The organism is [Scytonema hofmanni] UTEX 2349 (assembly GCF_000582685.1).
In the GTDB taxonomy this organism is placed as follows: Bacteria; Cyanobacteriota; Cyanobacteriia; order Cyanobacteriales; family Nostocaceae; genus Hassallia; species Hassallia hofmanni.
Genome location: NZ_KK073769.1, coordinates 44,359 through 62,121, shown reverse-complemented (window position 1 = coordinate 62,121; position 17,763 = coordinate 44,359). Strand labels below are relative to the sequence as shown.

19 protein-coding genes and 1 pseudogene are annotated in these 17,763 nt (G+C 40.1%); 17 read left to right on the top strand and 3 right to left on the bottom strand.

The features are described 5' to 3' along the window. Positions 1-19: 19 nt before the first annotated feature. From TOL9009_RS0130025 to TOL9009_RS40980, 3 genes are all read left to right on the top strand, one after another. Entirely contained in the window at positions 20-406 is a 387-nt protein-coding gene (locus tag TOL9009_RS0130025; RefSeq protein ID WP_144238416.1) for a type II toxin-antitoxin system HicB family antitoxin, read from the top strand. After that, complete coding sequence (locus tag TOL9009_RS40985) at positions 403-693, top strand: PIN domain-containing protein (RefSeq protein ID WP_186227724.1); 291 nt, start codon at positions 403-405, stop codon at positions 691-693. The genes TOL9009_RS0130025 and TOL9009_RS40985 overlap by 4 nt, the downstream gene beginning before the upstream one ends. A 127-nt stretch (positions 694-820) precedes the next feature. After that, positions 821-1,012 (top strand): type II toxin-antitoxin system VapC family toxin, encoded by a 192-nt coding sequence (locus tag TOL9009_RS40980; RefSeq protein ID WP_199341578.1) that lies wholly within the window; start codon positions 821-823, stop codon positions 1,010-1,012. Between the two features lie 86 nt (positions 1,013-1,098). Here the strand turns inward: TOL9009_RS40980 and TOL9009_RS0130015 are convergent, their stop codons facing one another. Both TOL9009_RS0130015 and TOL9009_RS40975 read right to left on the bottom strand, forming a co-directional pair. Continuing rightward, entirely contained in the window at positions 1,099-1,881 is a 783-nt protein-coding gene (locus tag TOL9009_RS0130015; RefSeq protein WP_029637142.1) for an SDR family oxidoreductase, read from the bottom strand. A 240-nt stretch (positions 1,882-2,121) separates the two neighbouring features. Then, complete coding sequence (locus TOL9009_RS40975; protein WP_063628728.1) at positions 2,122-2,991, bottom strand: hypothetical protein; 870 nt, start codon at positions 2,989-2,991, stop codon at positions 2,122-2,124. Between the two features lie 249 nt (positions 2,992-3,240). Here TOL9009_RS40975 and TOL9009_RS0130005 point away from each other — a divergent pair, with 249 nt between their 5' ends. The 12 genes and pseudogenes from TOL9009_RS0130005 to TOL9009_RS0129960 all read left to right on the top strand — a co-directional run bounded on the left by TOL9009_RS0130005 (position 3,241) and on the right by TOL9009_RS0129960 (position 13,967). Then, positions 3,241-4,248: a YihY/virulence factor BrkB family protein gene (locus TOL9009_RS0130005; RefSeq protein ID WP_029637141.1), complete on the top strand. Its 1,008-nt coding sequence runs from the start codon at positions 3,241-3,243 to the stop codon at positions 4,246-4,248. 50 nt (positions 4,249-4,298) lie between these two features. After that, a complete protein-coding gene (locus tag TOL9009_RS0130000) occupies positions 4,299-4,832 on the top strand; it encodes a DUF421 domain-containing protein (protein ID WP_029637140.1) in 534 nt (177 codons plus the stop codon). A gap of 102 nt (positions 4,833-4,934) precedes the next feature. Continuing rightward, positions 4,935-6,230, top strand: a complete 1,296-nt coding sequence (purB, locus tag TOL9009_RS0129995; protein ID WP_029637139.1) for an adenylosuccinate lyase — start codon at positions 4,935-4,937, stop codon at positions 6,228-6,230. After that, on the top strand, positions 6,167-6,370 hold the full coding sequence (locus tag TOL9009_RS44790; protein WP_084763400.1) for a DUF4351 domain-containing protein: 204 nt from the start codon (positions 6,167-6,169) through the stop codon (positions 6,368-6,370). Before purB ends, TOL9009_RS44790 begins: the two co-directional genes overlap by 64 nt. Before the next feature lie 163 nt (positions 6,371-6,533). Beyond that, entirely contained in the window at positions 6,534-7,418 is an 885-nt protein-coding gene (locus tag TOL9009_RS0129990) for an Rpn family recombination-promoting nuclease/putative transposase (protein ID WP_029637138.1), read from the top strand. A 13-nt stretch (positions 7,419-7,431) separates the two neighbouring features. Continuing rightward, the gene (locus tag TOL9009_RS0129985) at positions 7,432-8,127 is read left to right on the top strand and encodes a glutathione S-transferase family protein (protein WP_029637137.1); all 696 of its coding nucleotides are present in this window, start codon (positions 7,432-7,434) and stop codon (positions 8,125-8,127) included. Between the two features lie 52 nt (positions 8,128-8,179). Continuing rightward, positions 8,180-9,304: an AAA family ATPase gene (locus TOL9009_RS0129980; RefSeq protein ID WP_029637136.1), complete on the top strand. Its 1,125-nt coding sequence runs from the start codon at positions 8,180-8,182 to the stop codon at positions 9,302-9,304. Between the two features lie 2 nt (positions 9,305-9,306). Continuing rightward, complete coding sequence (locus TOL9009_RS0129975) at positions 9,307-9,957, top strand: DUF3226 domain-containing protein (RefSeq protein WP_029637135.1); 651 nt, start codon at positions 9,307-9,309, stop codon at positions 9,955-9,957. 67 nt (positions 9,958-10,024) lie between these two features. Next, positions 10,025-10,126, top strand: a pseudogene (locus tag TOL9009_RS49800) (peptidoglycan editing factor PgeF); the annotation flags it as partial. Positions 10,127-10,327: 201 nt separating this feature from the next. After that, positions 10,328-10,909, top strand: coding sequence for a hypothetical protein (locus tag TOL9009_RS47975; RefSeq protein ID WP_063628727.1), 582 nt, complete (start codon positions 10,328-10,330; stop codon positions 10,907-10,909). Between the two features lie 219 nt (positions 10,910-11,128). Further along, positions 11,129-13,753, top strand: coding sequence for a U32 family peptidase (locus TOL9009_RS0129965; RefSeq protein WP_029637134.1), 2,625 nt, complete (start codon positions 11,129-11,131; stop codon positions 13,751-13,753). Between the two features lie 25 nt (positions 13,754-13,778). Beyond that, entirely contained in the window at positions 13,779-13,967 is a 189-nt protein-coding gene (locus TOL9009_RS0129960; RefSeq protein WP_029637133.1) for a hypothetical protein, read from the top strand. Between the two features lie 173 nt (positions 13,968-14,140). Here the strand turns inward: TOL9009_RS0129960 and TOL9009_RS0129955 are convergent, their stop codons facing one another. Further along, positions 14,141-15,499: a pentapeptide repeat-containing protein gene (locus tag TOL9009_RS0129955; protein WP_029637132.1), complete on the bottom strand. Its 1,359-nt coding sequence runs from the start codon at positions 15,497-15,499 to the stop codon at positions 14,141-14,143. Between the two features lie 689 nt (positions 15,500-16,188). Between TOL9009_RS0129955 and TOL9009_RS0129950 the strand changes: the two genes are divergently transcribed. Both TOL9009_RS0129950 and TOL9009_RS0129945 read left to right on the top strand, forming a co-directional pair. Beyond that, positions 16,189-16,752, top strand: coding sequence for a Uma2 family endonuclease (locus tag TOL9009_RS0129950; protein ID WP_029637131.1), 564 nt, complete (start codon positions 16,189-16,191; stop codon positions 16,750-16,752). 10 nt (positions 16,753-16,762) lie between these two features. Beyond that, on the top strand, positions 16,763-17,635 hold the full coding sequence (locus TOL9009_RS0129945) for an SDR family oxidoreductase (protein WP_029637130.1): 873 nt from the start codon (positions 16,763-16,765) through the stop codon (positions 17,633-17,635). The last annotated feature ends 128 nt before the right edge of the window (positions 17,636-17,763 follow it).

Below are 17,763 nucleotides of genomic sequence, written 5' to 3'. Positions count from 1 at the left end.
AAAGCTATGATTTTAATAAATGAGTGAGAGTGCAAACTTGATGGAAATCAATACTTTAGCAGAATCACAGACAGCAAATTTAAAAGTCAACATTTTGCTGGAAACTAGAGAAGATGGTAGTGCGATCGCATCTGTTTTGGAACTTCCACAGTATAATGTCGAAGCAGCAACTCGCGAACAAGCACTCTTGATGCTAAAAGAGCTTTTGGTTCAGCGTATGGACAAAGTTGAAGTAATTCCGATGGAAATCAAATTACCTCAAACTGAGCAATTTCAAAGACCTTGGATGAAATTTGCAGGGGTATTCAAAGATGATCCAGACTTTGATGCAGTTCAGCAGTATATTCAAGAGTATCGTCAAGAATTGGATGCAGCAGATTCTGATACGCAGAGGGAAGCAAGTTGAGTCTTTCGATTCTCGATACTGATAGTGTTTCTCTTTTTCAAAGAGGAAATTTAGAAATTGCTCGTCATTTAAACAGTGTTGATGCTAGTGAAATCGCGATTACAATTATCACTGTTGAAGAACAAATTCGTGGGAGATTTCAAGTCATTCGACGAGCTACTGCTAATGATTTGGTTTCGGCTTATGAGAAACTACAGGTAACGTTTGATAGTTTGAAAAGCTTCAATATTTTAAGATTCACCGGGAAAGGCAGAGGGCAGAAGGCAGGAGGCAGAAGGAATGTATAAGTGTCCTCTGCCCACGACTGAAAGGAGTAAGGGTCTGAAGCCCCTCCCAAATGCAACGATATTGGGAGCCTCCAATTGGGAGGGGTCACAATCCCCTCCCAATTGGTTCCTTCTGCCCTCAGCACGAATGCCTTCTGCCTTCTTGAATCCTGAAGCACAGGTATTATATACGAATCTACTCAATCAAAAGATTAAAGTTGGTCGGCAGGATTTACGGATTGCTGCCATCGCTCTTTCTGTGAATGGAATTCTGGTAACACGGAACAATCGGGACTTTTGTCAAGTACCCAATTTAGTTTTGGACAATTGGACTTTATAATTTGAATGCTTTCATCTCTAAATTCAGCGTAGAGACGTTCCGCCGGAACGTCTCTACAATATGTCATGATATAATTCAGGTTACTCCTAAGCTTTTATCAAAGATTCAGCCCCATCAATCCAAATTGGCGTACCACTGATATGACTAGAAGCATCTGATGCTAAAAATAACACCAATTGTGCGACTTGCTCGGATGTTCCTGGTTTGCCATCAGTTAAAGGAATTTTACCTTCAGGAAACTCAACTGGTACTTTAATCTTTTCTAAATCTCGTGTTTGGGTACTGTCACCAATATTACTTTCAATCGCACCAGGACAAATCACATTAACACGAATGCGGTGTTTAGCAAGTTCTAAAGCAACCATTCTTGCGAAGGCAACTTGTGCAGCTTTTGAACAAGAATAAGCAGTAGCACCACTATTACTAAACATGCGTGTCCCGTTGACAGAAGAAGTAATAATAATCGATCCACCCTGCTTTTTCAGGTGAGGTACAGCATACTTAACTGTTAAAAAAGTTCCTTTCAGATTGATGTTGATTGTTTTGTCCCATTCTTCGGGTGTTAATTCATCTATCGGTGCCCAAACTCCATTAATTCCTGCATTGGCAAATACAATATCTAAACGTCCCCATTTATCTACAATCTGCTCAACTGCTTGTTGCATTTCTTCTGGCTGGGAAATATCAGCAATCAGTGGAATTGCCTCACCATTGTTGCTTTGAATTTCGGCAACAGTTTCTTCTAGTTCTTCCTTTGTGCGTCCTAAAGCAGCAACTTTAGCACCTTCTTTAGCAAACAACTTTGCCGCTGCCTTTGCAATGCCTGAACCTGCTCCTGTCACCAATGCTACTTTATTTGTAAGTTGCATAAATCTTTTATTTAGAATTTGGGTATTATTAATAGTTAGTTGAATAAAATTCCCCTAACTACGTCTTTACATTTAAATATGTAACATCAAGCTAAAGCATTATTCATATTGCTATTGGCAGAAAGCGTTTCTCTACCTAATGGTATAAATTTTGCAATGAAAAATATAGTAACCCTCAAAAACAAGATCCCCGACTTCTTAGAGAAGTCGGGGATCTGAAGAGGACAATTTTCGCTTCAACTATGCTGAGGTAGTCTTTTTCAGTTTTGCTTTAGTAGCAACGACAACTAAGGCACATAAAAAAAGTAAAGCTGGATTAGTCGAGGGTTCAGGTACTGAAACTTTGACCTGAGTTCTTCTAACTTGGATGAAAGTTAAATTTGTTGGATTAGCAAAAGAGCGTTTTAAAGAACCTTCAAACGAAGCTGTTGCAAATTCTGCGTTGCCACCAAAATTCAACTGAGTATCCTGATTAGACAAAGTGATGTTTTGGCTTCTTTGACTCGTAATAAAATCATTATCGTTGAAAGAATTTAAATTTCCATTTAGGTAAAAGAAATCTAAAGGATTTTTTTGAATGTTAGACGTGCCATTAGATAATATCTGATCAATAAAATCATCTAAAAGATTTGGGTCGGTAATATCAGTTGTGTCATATAACAAAAAAGAAATATCTGCACTTGCCTTGGCATTCTCTGCGGGTTCATCTATTGATGTTTCTAAGTCTAAAAATGCTGAAAAGTCTACAGAAAAAGATTGACCAGCATCTACAAAAAAGTTACCTAAAACTTTACCTTGAGCATTTGCCAATCCTAAATAATTTTTATTTTCACCAAAGGCTTGACTTAAAGATGTATTAATTACTTCTGGTGGTTCGAGGAGAAAATCTATGATTGCATTATTAGTGGCTGATACCTCGCCATTTAGTGAGATGTTAGCATTATTTACAGTTGCGGTTACTTCCGGCTCAAGACTAAAGTTTTTTAAAGAAAATTCTCCTTGAGATAAAGCTAGTGTAGCAGCCTGACTGGGTGAGGTTACTAAGCTAGAAGTAGCTATCAAAGGAGTAACCAAAAGAAAAAAGCGCTGAGTAAATCGTAAAGTACGCATGATAAGTTTATGATTATATACTGGTATCTACTAATGTAGTGAAATAGTCAGCCACCCTGTAAATGTTTTTCATCAGTAGTATTGCGGTTATTACAATCTACATCTAGTTTTACCCTGTTTACGGAAAATTTGAGAACTTCTGCCTCAAGGACGCTAAAAAAAACACCTTCTGGCAGATGTGGGGGTTTGAGAGATTAAGTATAAATTAAGTCTAAAGCAAGCTAGATACTGCCAAAAGGAGACTTGTTGATGAATGTGAAGACAATTTTGGGGCTATTCCAAGAGACATTTGAAGAATGGAGTAAAGATAAAGCCTCCCGATTATCGGCAGCGTTAGCTTATTACACGATATTTTCGATCGCACCGTTGCTGATTATTGTAATTGCGATCGCTGGTGCAGTATTTGGAGAAGATGCCGCAAGTGGTCAAATTTTCGCACAAATTCAAGGTTTAGTTGGCGAAGCTGGAGCAAAAGTCATCCAGGAGGCAATTAAAAATGCTAGTCAACCAAAACAAGGTGCGATCGCATCCATCATCAGTATCGTCGTTCTTATATTTGGTGCTACTGGTCTATTTACTGAACTACAAGATGCTTTAAATACAATTTGGGAAGTACAGCAAAAACCAGGACGCGCTGTAAAAAACATGGTTCGCAATCGCTTTTTGTCGTTTGCGATGGTTCTGGGTATCGGCTTTTTACTTCTGGTGTCCTTGGTAGTGAGTGGAGTATTAGCAGCATTGGTAGGTTACTTTAACAATGTCATACCAGGTATTGATTTTATCTGGCAGATAGTTAATTTCTTACTTGGTTTTGCAATTAGTACTGTGCTGTTTGGGTTAATATTTAAAGTTCTACCAGATGTAAAAATTACCTGGAGTGATGTTTGGATTGGAGCTGCTATCACTTCACTATTATTTTCCTTCGGTAGGTTTGTTTTAGGACAATATTTAGGAAACGGCAGTTTTGGTTCAACTTACGGTGCGGCAGGTTCAATAGTGGTAGTCATCGCTTGGGTTTATTATGCTGCCCAAATTCTCTTTTTTGGTGCCGAGTTTACCCAAGTTTACGCTAGAAGATACGGTTCGCAAATTGTTCCAGCTGACAATGCTATCCCCATGACTGATAAAGCTCGTGCTAATCTAGGAATGAAATCCAAGCGTACTGGACAACCATCTAAAAATTCTAATTTTATTAATCGCCTATTTGGGAAAATGACACAAGCCAAACGCTTAAAACGGAGAGGTAGAAATAAGTGATTTTCATAACTAAAGGCTAAAAATTTATGTTTGCCCACCTGATAGTGATAATGCAGAGATGGTTTTCAATCAATTGGCAGGCAATTTTTGTCCCCAGCATGAGCGTCTTGGAACTGATTGTTAGAGGTTCGCTGGTATACTTAGCACTGTTTTCAGTGTTACGTTTTCTCCCCGGCAGGCAACTGGGAACGCTGGGAATTCCTGATTTGCTGGTGGTTGTGTTATTTGCGGAAGCTGCCCAAAATGCGATGGCAAGCACTTATACATCAATTACCGAAGGAGCAATTTTAGTCGGAACTGTTATTTTTTGGAGCTATTTGCTCAACTGGTTAGGCTACAAAATTCCCAAGTTTCAACAGTTTCTTAATCCCCCACCTTTACTACTTGTAAAAAATGGGAGTCTAATATTGCGGCATTTGGAACGCGAACTAATTACAGAAGAAGAGTTGATGAGCCAATTACGTCAGCAGGGTGTAGAGTTTTTAGCTGATGTGAAAAAGGCGTATTTAGAAGCTGATGGTAGCATTAGTATCATTATATCTGATTCCAAAAGCAGTCCTTTACCTCAGCAAAAAACAGTATAATACAATTTAAGGTTTACAGATTGTGAAGTTTATATTATAAAAGAGATTCAAAACTTTTACTGTAAAACAGTAGAATATGACGGTTGAACTCTGTGGCGGACTGTGATTGAGCGTTATACCTTGCCGGAAATGGGCAATTTGTGGACGGAAGCTTATAAATTAAAGACTTGGTTGCAAGTAGAAATCGCTGTTTGTGAAGCTCAAGCTGAGTTGGGTTACATTCCTACAGAAGCGGTTGAGGAAATTAAGGCAAAGGCGAATTTTGACCCCAAAAGGGTGCTAGAAATTGAAGCAGAAGTCCGCCATGATGTGATTGCTTTTTTAACAAATGTAAATGAATATGTTGGCGATGCAGGACGTTATATTCACTTAGGTTTGACTAGTTCGGATGTGCTGGATACGGCTTTAGCTTTGCAATTGGTAGCAAGTCTTGATTTGTTGTCGCAAGGTGTGGAAGATTTAATTGTTACCATTCGCGAAAAGGCAACAGAACATCGTTATACGGTGATGACTGGACGATCGCACGGTATTCATGCTGAACCGATCACTTTTGGTTTTAAACTGGCTGGATGGTTGGCAGAAATGTTGCGTCATCAAGAACGTTTGAAAATTCTCAAAGGAACCATCGCTGTGGGTAAAATCTCCGGTGCGGTAGGCACTTATGCTAACATCGAACCGCGTGTAGAAGCGATCGCCTGCGCTAAGTTGGGACTACAACCCGACACTGCATCAACTCAAGTTATCTCACGCGATCGCCATGCCGATTATGTGCAACAATTAGCTTTAATCGCCGCTTCTATTGAACGCTTTGCTGTAGAAATTCGCAACTTACAAAGAACAGACGTTCTCGAAGTTGAAGAATTCTTCTCTAAAGGGCAAAAAGGCTCCTCAGCTATGCCACACAAGCGTAATCCCATCCGTTCCGAACGATTAACGGGAATGGCACGGATTATTAGAAGTCATACTGTGGCAGCTTTGGAAAACGTCGCACTTTGGCACGAACGGGACATTTCCCACAGTTCCGTTGAGCGGGTAATGTTTCCTGATACTTGCATTTTGACACATTTCATGCTGAAAGAAACCATCGAGTTAGTGAAAAACCTCTTGGTTTATCCTGAGAATATGGAGCGAAATCTCAACTGCTATGGTGGTGTGGTATTTAGTCAGAAAGTGCTACTTGCTTTAATAGAAAAAGGCATGAAGCGAGAAGAAGCTTATAAAATTGTCCAAGAAAGCGCTCACGTAGCTTGGAATAAACCAGAAGGCAATTTTCATGATTTGATTAGCAAAGAGCCTCGCGTTACTGAAAAGTTATCGCCGGCAGAAATTGCGGAATGTTTCGATCCACGGCAGCATCTGAAGTATTTAGAGGAGGTTTATCAAAGGTTGGGTATTTAGCCTTTATGGATTTAGTGCGATCGCATTCATTAGTTTCTGATATGGAGAAGCGATCGCACATTTCCAGCTATAGTTTGCCTATTCTGGAAGATTTGAGTGAGGCACTGTTAGATTTTACTAGTACAGCATGGCGTAAATAAACCACCCATTCTCAATCGCTAAAAAGCTTACTCCATATTACTTTTGACTTTTGACTTTTGACTTTTGACTTCCGCGAAGCGGTACTAGTGTGGCTGATTTACAGACTTGGTTAGAAACGCGATGAGCAAATAGCTATAGACAAAAAAATAGTAAAATTATTTTATGCGACGAGACTCGATATTTTATAAACTGTTTCAACAATCCCCTAGTTTACTATTTGAACTATTGACAAATCCCCCAATAAATGCAGATAGTTATCGTTTTGATTCAGTCGCTGTTAAAGAACCCAAGTTTGAAATTGACGGGGTATTTTTACCACCAGAAAATGAAAGTCCGGGTGTTGTTTATTTCTGTGAGGTGCAATTCCAGAAAGATGAAAGGCTGTATGAAAGAGTATTTGCAGAATCATCGTTATATTTCTACCGCAACCGCGACAGATTTAGTGATTGGCAAGCAGTTATAATTTACCCGTCACGCAGTATTGAACAAAGTGATATTTATCCCCATCGCTCATTTCTTAATGGGGAACAAGTGTATCGGGTTTATCTAGATGAATTGGGAGATATTCGCCAATTACCTCTATGGGTAGCGTTGATGGTGCTAACTACGATAGATGAAGAACAAGCACCCTCTGAAGCAAGGCATTTGTTAACAAGAACCCGTCAAGAAGTACCATCTCCATCAAGTATCGCCATAATAGAGATATTAACAACGATAATGGTGTACAAATTTGAACAATTAAGCCGAACGGAGGTAGAAGAAATGTTAGGAATTACACTCAAGGAAACGCGAGTTTATAGGGAAATTAAGGAAGAGGGACGAGAAGAGGGACGAGAAGAAGGACGAGAAGAAGGACGAGAAGCAGGACGGCAGGAAGAGGCAGCTAATCTTGTGATTCGATTGCTAACTAAGCGATTTGGAGTACTTCCCCAAGAAACGCGATCGCACATTTCCAGCTATAGTTTGCCTATTCTGGAAGATTTGAGTGAGGCACTGTTAGATTTTACTAGTGTGGCTGATTTACAGGCTTGGTTAGTAACACGTTGATCAAAAAGAAAATATGCTAATTAAACTTTACGATTTAGCTGGAGCAGAGGACGATTGCCGCTTTAGTCCCTTTTGTTGGCAAGTCAAGATGGCTTTAAAACACAAAGGACTGAATGCCGAAGAAATTCCTTGGCGGTTTACAGAGAAAGAGGCGATCGCTTTTTCCGGGCAAGGATTGGTTCCTGTATTGGTCGATGACGACAAAATTGTAAATGATAGTTGGGAAATTGCTCATTATTTGGAAACAACTTATGCCGCTCGCCCAAGTTTATTTAACGGGAATATTGGGGAATCGGGGGCTTTATTCATCAAGTTTTGGTCTGCACAAGCTATTAGTCCACTGATTTTCCGGATTATTTTATCAGATTTGTTTGAGAATTTACATGAAAAGGACAAAGCGTATTTTCGCGAGAGCCGGGAAAAACGTTTGGGAATGACCCTAGAAGAATTTGCAACACCGAATGATGAAACCATAACTGCTTTGCAAACCGCGTTATCTCCTTTAAGGGAAGTTCTGGAACGTCAGCCTTATTTAGGTGGTGAGCAGCCCTATTTTGGTGACTATATTGCCTTTGGACAATTTCAATGGGCAAGAGCAGTTAGTCCAATTCAGTTGATCGCCAAAGACGATGCAATTTATAATTGGCGCGATCGCTTGCTGGATGCTTTCGATGGTTATGCTCGCAATGCATCTGGTTACGTAGTGTGACATACTCCTAACATGGATCATTACCTCTGTATTGCCTCCTGCCTGGAAAATTATGTTAAAGACAATAACAATAGAAAATTTTCGTGGTTTCCAGTCTTTCCAGCTTCAACAGCTTGGCAGAGTAAACCTGCTAGTTGGTACAAACAATAGCGGCAAAACATCAATTTTGGAAGCAATTCAACTTTTATGCTCAAGAACTAATCTTGAGCCATTACGTGGGGTAATGATTAATCGAGGAGAATATCTTTGGAATGAAGATAGTAGGGTAAGAACTCGTGAGTTGGATATTTGCCATCTATTTTACGGACATGAGATTCAGCCAGGAAGTAAATTTTGTATATCAGGTATTAATGATAATAGCAAAGAGGAAATTACGATTACGGTAGGAGTACGTTATTTTCATCTAAATGATGATTCCGACAAAGAATTAAATCGAGAATATAATGATTTAGATGAATCTTTAATAACAGTCAAAAGTTTGAATTTAGGTATCAGTTGGACTCGTGGAGAGCAAACAGAAATTTCCACATTGCCCTTATCAAATAATAGTGCTTTAGCTGTAGACTATATTCGGCGATTCGGTAAAGACAGTAGTAATCCAACAGCTAGAACCCAATTCGTCACATCCTCTTCTTTAACCACTGAAAAGATGATTGAGTTGTTTGACCAAGTGGTGCTAACGTCGGATGAAACGCTGGTGCAAGAAGCACTACAGATCATTGAACCTAATATTGAGCGCATTGCTTCAATTGGTACTGAGAGATATAGGTCTTTAGATTCTCGTAATGGTTTTGTTGTGCGTCTCTCTGATAGTAAGCAGCGTGTACCAATTGGCAGTATGGGGGATGGTATTTGGCGTATTTTGGGACTAGCACTAGCTACTGTATGTGCCAAAGATGGATTCTTATTTGTGGATGAGATTGATACTGGACTCCACTTTACTACTATGTCTGATATGTGGAAACTTGTTTGGGAAACAGCAAAAAGATTGAATGTTCAAGTTTTTGCAACTACACATAATAGTGACTGTTGGACTAGTTTAGCCAATATTGCCAGTGAAGAAACTGCTGAAAATACAATTACAATTCAACGTATAGAAAAAGGTAAATCGACAGCCGTAGCTTTTACTGAACGTGAAATTGTCATTGCTGCTCAACGAGGAATTGAGGTACGTTAGCAATGGCAAAAGGGTATAAAGCAAAGAAGCTGATAGTAGAGGGTGAACAAGACAAGCGAGTCATACCATATCTGATAGAAGAAAACGGGATTCCTTGGGGAGACACAAAAGATAAGGCAGTTGTATTCATCGAGTCTTATGGAAGCGATCAATTTATTGATGCAGATGTTATCTCTACGGAACTAAAAGCCTCAGGACTAACTACACTAGGTTTAATGGTAGATGCAGACGACGATCTACCAGCACGGTGGAAAAGTATTAGAAATGCTTGTTTGAAAAGTATCCCTGATATTCCGGAAAAACTACCAGAGACAGGGCTAATCCACAACACTAATAAAGGGATTAAATTTGGGGTCTGGATTATGCCAGATAACCTAATGCGAGGTATGTTAGAGACTTTCTTAGCATACATGATTCCAGATAATAGTGAACCACTTTGGAAATACGCCCAGCAAGTAGTAGCAGAATCAAAAGGTAAAGGATCGCTATATATAGATGCTCATCTTGATAAAGCTTATATTTACACATGGCTAGCATGGCAAAACCCACCAGGACGACAACTACATAACGCTATCAAAGAGAAAATTCTAAATCCACAGCATCCAAATGCACAGACATTCGTAAACTGGTTTAAAACTTTGTATGACTTATGAGCTAGCTTTTCAAACAGAAAATGAACACACCTTGAAAGATATACCATATTTGATAACCAAAAAATAGGCGATCGCACCTTATTGTACTTATCAAACCCCAGATTATTTCTTTTTTTGTCGTCGCAAAAAACATAAAAAAGTCCAGTGGTCGGGAATTGTTAGCATTTGAGAATTCGTAGTGAGCGCTTCAGCGCTCAAATCAAAGACTAAACTTCAAATAACTATTCACAAAAAGCATAATCTTGAAAGCGACCGCACACCCTCAACGTTTTATTTCCCAAAATCACATATTTCGCGGTAAATATACTTAGTCAAACAATGTATTATTGTTATAATTGATGGAACATCTCTAACTCGAATAAGTAAAAACATGGCTTATGTACACGAGATTAAATTCTTCATCAGCAAAGAATCTGGCAAATTACAAGTAGCTCTATACGATCAGCCTCCGTTTTTTTCCAACGAATTTTGGATCAAAAATGTTGATGCTTCATCTCTGGGTATCACTCGCATACCTGATAATTTGAAGCTCGGACAAAAATACAATGTAGAAGTACTTGGTATAAAGCCTTTTCATGCTTCCAAGCCGGAATTTGACTTTATTGACAAATGTGCTGAAGCAGCTTTTTATGCAGCTAAGAGCATGTCTGAAAAGTCCCTTAAGTCCGATGAACTTATTTCAGAAACCCAACCCGCTTTTTCTAGAAGCTTAACAGACTCACAACGACAACGTTTAAAACAGCGACAAGAAAGTCTTCAGGAAGAGTGGCAGCTAAGGAACGACAAGTTGAAGAAACTGCGTCGGGATTATGCAATTGAGGTAGGCACTACCATTAAGTTTCAGTTACAGCAACAAATTCAATCTGAGGAAACTGAACTGTTAGACTTAGAAAAAGACTTGGACAAAATTGAGCAAAATCTAAGCCTTGGTGCAAGATTTTCTGCTTATTAAAAATCCTATAAGAAAGCCGCTATTCAAGCACTGATACCAAATCCAAATTTACTACCACCTTTCTAAGCTATCGGACGCGATCGCTCGGTATGATTTGCCCATTTGCTCAGTTTAAAAGAAAAGTTTTTTCTACACCCCACACCTGGAACTCCACTTTCCCACATAATCCTTCAGCAGCGATAAAATCACAAAGGAGTCACTTATCCTGCGTTAGTAACGATGAAAGCCGAACTCACCCCAACTACTCCTCAACTTCCCGAACTCCTAGCACCGGCTGGTAATTGGGAATGCGCTAAAGCTGCTGTAGAAAACGGTGCAGATGCGATTTACTTCGGTTTGGAGCGGTTTAATGCCAGAATGCGGGCAGAAAACTTCACTGAAGCAGATTTGCCAGAATTAATGCAATTTCTGCACCGTCGGGGTGTGAAAGGCTATGTTACTCTAAATACGCTAATCTTTCCCCAAGAACTGGGAGAAGCACAGCAGTATATCCGCTCGATTATTACAGCGGGGGTAGATGCAGTCATCGTTCAGGATGTCGGAATTTGTCGTTTAATTCGTCACCTTTCCCCAGATTTTCCCATTCATGCTTCAACTCAGATGACTATCACCAGTGCTGCTGGTGTGGAATTTGCAGAGTCATTAGGGTGTAATTTAGTTGTGCTTGCTCGTGAATGTTCCCTGAAAGAAATCAATAAAATTCGGCAGCAAATCTCGCTACCTTTAGAAGTCTTTGTTCACGGTGCTTTGTGCGTCGCTTATTCTGGGCAATGTTTGACGAGTGAAGCTTTAGGAGGACGTTCGGCTAATCGGGGTGAATGTGCCCAAGCTTGCCGGATGCCCTACGAGTTAATCGCAGATGGACAAGTTGTAGATTTAGGCGATCGCAAATATTTACTTAGTCCTCAAGACTTGGCTGGGCTAGAGGTTCTGCCAGATTTAGTCAAGTCAGGTGTAACTTGTCTCAAAATTGAAGGACGTTTAAAAACACCAGAGTATGTGGCTAATGTAACTCATGTTTATCGGACTGCATTGGATCGGGTGATGGAGTTGGAAAGACCTAACCCCCTAACCCCCTTCCCTACAAAGCAAGGGGGAATAAATGCTCCCCTTTCCGCTTCCCAGAGGGGTAGGGGGAGAGGTCAATCTCAAGAACGCTACAACTTAGAGATGGCTTTTTCTCGCGGAATTTATACAGGGTGGTTCGGTGGAATTAACAACCAAGAACTAGTTCACGCCCGCTTTGGCAAAAAGCGCGGAGTCTATTTGGGCGAAATTACTCGCATTCGCAATGAGCAGGTAATTATTAAAATTGAAGCGCCTGTTAAACCGGGTGATGGTGTTGTTTTTGACTGCGGACATCCAGAGACGAAAGAAGAAGGCGGTCGGATATATGCAGTGGAATACAAAGGTAAAGACGCTATACTCACCTTTGGGCGGCGTGATTTGAATCTGCATCGGCTGCATGTGGGTGATAAAGTATGGAAAACTAGCGACCCAGAATTAGATAAGCAATTACGACAAAGTTTTGCGGGGGAAATTCCGCAATTTCAACGTCCCATTTCTGTAGAGGTTTATGGAGAAGTGGGAGACAAGTTGATTGCGATCGCACATGACGAACTCGGTCATGTGGTTCAAGTAGAATCGACAATCTCACTAGTTGAGGCACACACCAAACCCCTGACAAAAGAACGTCTGCACGAACAATTCGCGAGGCTTGGCAATACTCCTTTTTGTTTAGCAAGCTTGACAAATAACCTTAAAAATGGGATAATGCTGCCTGTAAGTGAGTTAAATCGGATGCGACGCGAAATAGTGACGCAATTAGAGGTTAGGCGATCGCTACCCAAAGCTTGGCAACTGCATTCTCATGCTTCTTTACAAGATTTACTTCCCTCCCCTACACTTTCGCACTCGCATACACCTAGTCTCATCGTATTAGTGCGATCGCTCAAGCAACTGCAAGCAGCACTCGATGCGGGAATTGAAATACTTTACTGTGAATTTGAAGACCCCCGTAAGTATCGCGAAGCCGTGGAAATGGTGCGACAAGGGGGACTTCTTGGAGACAAGGAGACAAGGAGAGGGGGAGACAAGGAGACACAGGAACATGGGAAATATCTTCCCCAAATTTGGCTTGCGTTACCGCGAATTACGAAACCTGGAGAAAACTGGATTTTGGAGCAAGTGCGTGCTTGTAAGGCTGATGGTTATTTGGTGCGGAATTATGACCATTTACAATTCTTCGCACAAGAACGCTGTATCGGAGATTTTTCTTTTAACGTTGCGAATGCTTTAACAGCAGATTACTTTAAACATCGCTTTGGTTTGGAACGGGTGACGGCATCGTATGATTTAAATATTACACAATTACAAGACTTGCTTAATAGTTGTCCTCCGCAATGGTTTGAGGTGACAATTCATCAACATATGCCGATGTTTCATATGGAGCATTGTGTATTTTGTGCGTTTCTATCTCAAGGGACAGACTACACCAATTGCGGCAGACCATGTGAAAAGCATGAGGTGAAAATTAAAGATCGGGTAGGATATGAACACATTCTGCAGGCGGATGCAGGTTGTCGCAATACAGTATTTAATGCTACGGCTCAAACTGGAGCCGAATATGTACAGCGTCTGATAGAGCTTGGTTTGCAGCACTTCCGCATTGAATTTGTGAATGAGACATCCGAAGAAGTGACGCAAACGATACATTCTTATCAACAATTATTACAAGGTGAGATTACAGGTTCTCAACTTTGGCGAGAATTAAAGCTGCAAAATCAACTTGGCGTCACTCGTGGTCCTTTGGGGTCATCTAAATCCTTCGCACCCAAAGAATAACCTATTTTGAATCGCATTGCATCGAGTGACAATCGAATTGCATCGAGTGACAATCGAATTGCATCGAGTGACAATGGCATTGCATCGAGTGACAATCGAATTGTATCGCGTGACAATTGAATTGTATCGCGTGACAATCGAATTGCATCGCGTGACAATCGAATTGTATCGCGTGACAATCGAATTGCAATACGGTTCGGATAAGGTTTTTTGATAAAAGTTATAGATCACAAAGACGCGATAAATCGCCGTCTTTACAATAATCAGTCCTTTGTAGAGACGGCGATTTATCGCGTCTCTTCCTCTTCCCTTAACCGAACCGTATTGAATCGAATTGCATCGAGTGACAATGGCATTGCAGAGTATGAGAAAATTTAATTCGCGTAATTATCTTCCCAATTTATTAGGAATGCCTTCACAACCACCGGGAATTGTACCTCTGCTTTTTTCACCACACCAAGCGCAGCAGTAGTAACGATTAGCCTCAGACATGCGCTGGACATCGGTAAAGTCGGCATTTTCGATGACAGCACCGGTATGTTCGCCAGTTTCGTATTTTGGAGCTTCGCTGCGACTGCGAGGGGATGCGGTTTCTGCTGAACCATAAAATAGACGAATGCTGTTTAAGTCGGCTTGATTGAGATTGGCACTATATAGTATAGTGCGGCTCATATTTGCCTTTACTAAGTCACATTGGCTGAGATTTGCGCGGACAAGATTAGCCTCGCTCAAGTCTGTCCAACGTAAATCTGTACCAGAAAGCTCTGCACCTGCAAGCATGACACCTAAATCGATGACACGCAAACCGGAAAGGCGATCTTCAGCGTAACCACCGCTACCATCAAGAATCGCTCTACCGAGGTGGCGATCGCGTTTTAGGGGTGTGAGCAATTTCGATCGCGAGAGAAAGCGGAGAATTTTCGCTTTCCCATTGCCATCTACACTACTAAATATTGCCGCAGTTCGTCCTTCTGCGATCGCTCTTTCTTGGGGCCAATCTTCTAATAATCCTTGCTCATCTAATACTAAATCGGAAATGCCTTGGAAATACGAATCTATTGTTTGCTGCTGGGTGATGACATTTTGCTGTATTGTTAGCAGATTTTGCTGAATTGTCAAGTCTTTGGATATAACGTATTGTCGCCAAGCAACATAAACGGCGATAATGGCGATAAGAATTTGCCCCAATGCACCAAACCAGTCTGCAAGTGTTCCTGAAGCTTCCCAGTTAATTTTGCGTCCCCAAGCTAGCAAGCGTGAACCGATACCACCGAACTTGATTAAGCCAAAAATGGATACTAAAACTCCCAAAAAGGCAACAAGCAGGGTTCGTTCTTGAAATGAAAACCAATCGTTTACAACAACTTGTAACCAAGGTATCAGTATCACCAGGGATAATACTAAAGTTAATAGTGTGCCGCAAATGCCAATTATCCAGTTATTTATGGCAAGTCCGATGAAAGTGATGGCGATCGCTACCAAAATAATCAGTAATGCCCGTGGTTTAACTGGTACGGTCTTTATAATGCGTTGTGTAGGGGAGGAACGCGCTTGTTTGAGAGCAACTAGATTTTGCTGAGATTGCAAAGAAGTACCCATTGCGATCGCTTGTTCAGTGGCAAGCTTTTCTGGGGTCAGGCAATTATCACTTGCACCACCGTCAAAGTCATCTGGTTGCAAGTCGTGTTCCGCAATAGGATCTGGGGTTGGTAGATGGGATGAGTTGGAGTTGGATTCAATCGTCATGTTTTCTATTTTGCCCCAGCAGACTTGTTTCTACAGCTGTTTTATCGTACCCGCGATTGGGTAGGCTTGGGCAACAGCCATAGGTTATAAGTGGAATGGCACGAAAAAAAGGTGAAACCTGCAAGCTAAAAGCTAGTAATCGGAGGGATTTACACTGCTATTCAGTTACAAGTAGCGATTTCATTATAATTTGTCAAAAAATTGCTTCATATCAAATAATTACATTTTATAGAAAAGTGCAGTTGGCTTACTTGATATCTTTTTAAACTTCGATGCGATCAAATTCAACCTAGATAAATATGAAGATTGAATGAATCAAGGTAATGTTTTAATTTTTACTGCAACGTTACGCCATCACCGTCAAAAAAGACAAGTCTGAAGCTTCTTATAATCGAGGTGATGCCTTAGACTGCATCTGATCGTTGATGCTGTAGTAGCACATAAAAAAACGCTTCGGACTGTTCTAAAGTGCTTCACCACAAGCGTTTTCGGGAATTACTACAATCATTGATTTTGAGAATCGAGAAACAATTCTTATTAAAATCTCTATTTAATATTCATTACAATTTATGTTTTTTTCCGGATTAAATTAGTTAAAAGCAGTAACTCTATCTAAAGAGAGATATTTTCATTCAATAGATTTACATCGAGTATATTGGAAGAAATAAAGTTTAGATACTTTTGAAAATATGTATACTACAGCTAATAAAATTTTACATTTAACAGTAGAAGAATATCTAAAACTTGAAGTAGAAAGCGTAGTTCAGCACGAATATATTGCTGGGCAAGCATATGCAAAGGTGACAACCAGTGACAAGAGAAAAATAATTACGGGAAATATATTAGCTCGATTGCGAGGATATTTACTAGGAAAAAACTGCCGAGTCTTTTCATCAGAAATGAAAGTCAAAATTGAAGCGCTTGATGTGTTTTATCACCCAGATATTTTTGTGACTTGCGATCCTTCAGACCGAGAAAAACTTTTTAAAGTTAATCCTTGTCTCATAATAGAAATTATTTCTCCAGAAACAGAACGCATACACCGCAATGAAAAGCTGATGAATTATCAGCAAATAAAAAGTTTAGAAGAGTATGTGTTAATTTCCGAATCAGAACAAAAAGTTGATGTTTATCGTAAATATAATCATGAAACTTGGTTTTTGGAGCAATTTATTATCACAGATATAATGAAATTATCATCAGTCGGTTTGGAAATGGCGATCGCCGACGTTTATGAAGATGTAGAATTTTAATATTGCTAAGATGAAAAAACTGTTAATTACTGGAATCAGCGGCTTTTTAGGATGGAATATTTGCCAGTTGGCACGAGAATGGCAAGTTTATGGAACCTATTTATCTCATTCTCTCAATATCCCCGGCATAAGCACGCTGAAAGTTAACTTAACAAGTTTTACCGAAATTAAACAAATGTTTCAAGAAATTCAGCCAGCAGCAGTTATTCATACTGCTGCACAATCTCAACCAAACTTTTGTCAAACTCACCCCTCTGAGTCATATGCCATTAATGTAGAAGCATCCAGTAATATAGCCGGACTTTGTGCGGATTATAATATCAAGTGTGCTTTTACATCAACTGACTTAGTTTTTGATGGGTTGAATGCACCTTACAGTGAAACAGATGCGGTATGTCCGGTGAATCTTTACGGTGAGCAAAAAGTTATGGCAGAAACTGCTATGCTGAAACGATATCCGATGACAGCAGTATGTAGAATGCCGTTAATGTTTGGGATGGCTACACCCACAGCTACAAGTTTTATGCAGCCATTTATCCAATCTTTAAAAGAGGGAAAAGAATTAAGGTTATTTATAGATGAATTTCGTACCCCAGTCAGCGGAATAACTGCGGCAAAAGGACTTTTATTAGCGTTAGAAAAAGTCAACGGCATAATTCATCTCGGTGGGAAAGAGCGGATTTCGCGCTATGATTTTGGCAAACTATTAGTAGAAGTATTTCAACTGCCTTCTACAAATATGAAAGCTTGCCGACAACAAGATGTAAAAATGGCAGCACCAAGACCTAGTGATGTTTCTTTGGATAGTTCTAAAGCCTTTGCGTTGGGATATGAACCTTTATCTTTGAAAGAAGAATTAGAAACATTGCATGTAGAGACGTAGCAGTGCTACGTCTCTAGGGGTTTTTGGATAACGCATAATTAAATTAGGTCGATGTCTATTAGACATCTCCGAAAAATACTAATACCTTTCTATGACTGGCTTTCAACGGGCGATCGCCAATTGCAAAT

Excerpts from the sequence above, each read along its gene's own strand:
- TOL9009_RS0130025 (WP_144238416.1), top strand. The coding sequence starts at position 20 with ATGAGTGAGAGTGCAAACTTGATGGAAATCAATACTTTAGCAGAATCA.
- TOL9009_RS40980 (WP_199341578.1), top strand. The coding sequence starts at position 821 with ATGCCTTCTGCCTTCTTGAATCCTGAAGCACAGGTATTATATACGAAT.
- TOL9009_RS0130015 (WP_029637142.1), bottom strand. The coding sequence starts at position 1,881 with ATGCAACTTACAAATAAAGTAGCATTGGTGACAGGAGCAGGTTCAGGC.
- TOL9009_RS40975 (WP_063628728.1), bottom strand. The coding sequence starts at position 2,991 with ATGCGTACTTTACGATTTACTCAGCGCTTTTTTCTTTTGGTTACTCCT.
- TOL9009_RS0130005 (WP_029637141.1), top strand. The coding sequence starts at position 3,241 with ATGAATGTGAAGACAATTTTGGGGCTATTCCAAGAGACATTTGAAGAA.
- TOL9009_RS0130000 (WP_029637140.1), top strand. The coding sequence starts at position 4,299 with ATGCAGAGATGGTTTTCAATCAATTGGCAGGCAATTTTTGTCCCCAGC.
- TOL9009_RS44790 (WP_084763400.1), top strand. The coding sequence starts at position 6,167 with ATGTTTCGATCCACGGCAGCATCTGAAGTATTTAGAGGAGGTTTATCA.
- TOL9009_RS0129990 (WP_029637138.1), top strand. The coding sequence starts at position 6,534 with ATGCGACGAGACTCGATATTTTATAAACTGTTTCAACAATCCCCTAGT.
- TOL9009_RS0129985 (WP_029637137.1), top strand. The coding sequence starts at position 7,432 with ATGCTAATTAAACTTTACGATTTAGCTGGAGCAGAGGACGATTGCCGC.
- TOL9009_RS0129980 (WP_029637136.1), top strand. The coding sequence starts at position 8,180 with ATGTTAAAGACAATAACAATAGAAAATTTTCGTGGTTTCCAGTCTTTC.
- TOL9009_RS0129975 (WP_029637135.1), top strand. The coding sequence starts at position 9,307 with ATGGCAAAAGGGTATAAAGCAAAGAAGCTGATAGTAGAGGGTGAACAA.
- TOL9009_RS47975 (WP_063628727.1), top strand. The coding sequence starts at position 10,328 with ATGGCTTATGTACACGAGATTAAATTCTTCATCAGCAAAGAATCTGGC.
- TOL9009_RS0129965 (WP_029637134.1), top strand. The coding sequence starts at position 11,129 with ATGAAAGCCGAACTCACCCCAACTACTCCTCAACTTCCCGAACTCCTA.
- TOL9009_RS0129955 (WP_029637132.1), bottom strand. The coding sequence starts at position 15,499 with ATGACGATTGAATCCAACTCCAACTCATCCCATCTACCAACCCCAGAT.
- TOL9009_RS0129950 (WP_029637131.1), top strand. The coding sequence starts at position 16,189 with ATGTATACTACAGCTAATAAAATTTTACATTTAACAGTAGAAGAATAT.
- TOL9009_RS0129945 (WP_029637130.1), top strand. The coding sequence starts at position 16,763 with ATGAAAAAACTGTTAATTACTGGAATCAGCGGCTTTTTAGGATGGAAT.